The sequence below is a fragment of the Flavobacterium profundi genome, assembly GCF_006491645.1.
Taxonomy (GTDB): Bacteria; Bacteroidota; Bacteroidia; order Flavobacteriales; family Flavobacteriaceae; genus Flavobacterium; species Flavobacterium profundi.
In genome coordinates this window covers 1-736 of sequence record NZ_VDCZ01000035.1, presented here as the reverse complement: position 1 = coordinate 736, position 736 = coordinate 1, and the positions used below count along the sequence as shown (strand labels likewise).

General features: G+C 28.3%; 1 protein-coding gene. It reads right to left on the bottom strand.

The window, feature by feature from the left end; all coding sequences use genetic code 11:
• Positions 1–141: 141 nt before the first annotated feature.
• Positions 142–714 carry an RDD family protein gene (locus FHG05_RS18270; protein ID WP_140999566.1) on the bottom strand — a complete coding sequence of 191 codons (573 nt, stop codon included), beginning with the start codon at positions 712–714 and terminating at the stop codon, positions 142–144.
• Between the last annotated feature and the right edge of the window lie 22 nt (positions 715–736).

The window sequence follows — 736 nt, the reverse complement described above, 5'->3', positions numbered from 1 at the left end:
TAACGGTTTGCCGCTTGTAGCAGTTGCGTAAATTTAGCCTAAAATTTACAAGTACAAAACTCCTTGTGGAATTTTCGGAGAAAATTCCGAACACAAGCCAAGCCAAGCAATTGCTACAAACGGTGGTTAGCAAACGTTATTTCAATATACTTTTGGCATTAATAAATTTAATCCATAAAAATAAATTATTCCAATAATTAAAATTGCGATAAAATTTAATTTTAAAGTTTTATTTTTAAAGTCAGACCAGATAGTTTTTAATTTTTCTTTTTCAGAATTGACAACTTTTGTATTGGCTAAAAAATCTCCAATTCTCCTTTCAGGATTATATAATGCAACAATAACTTCTAAAGGCCAACCAATAGCAATTGTTAAATTTCGAACAAAGCATTCTAACTCATTTGCTGCTTTTCCGGTTTTTCGATTAATAATTTGATATCCTAAAAGTCGCTTTGCTGGACTTTTGGCATTGAAAAAATCTTTATTAAGATATATAAATATTAAAAAAAAGAAAATTATAGAAAAAGTTCGGTTTTCAAATTCTAATATTCCGCTTATCATTAGAATCATGGGTATAAACATTATAGGAACTATAAATATACACATAAGAATATGATCCAAAAGCATACTCGAAATCCTATGAAATCTAGGATTTATTCTTGAAAGTTTATTAACTTCTTTGTGCAAAACTCCTTTATATTCAGTATCGTTCATTTAATGTTTGCTAACGTGTTGC

Bases quoted from the DNA above. Each gene is read 5' to 3' on its own strand.
- FHG05_RS18270 (WP_140999566.1), bottom strand. From the start codon at position 714: ATGAACGATACTGAATATAAAGGAGTTTTGCACAAAGAAGTTAATAAA.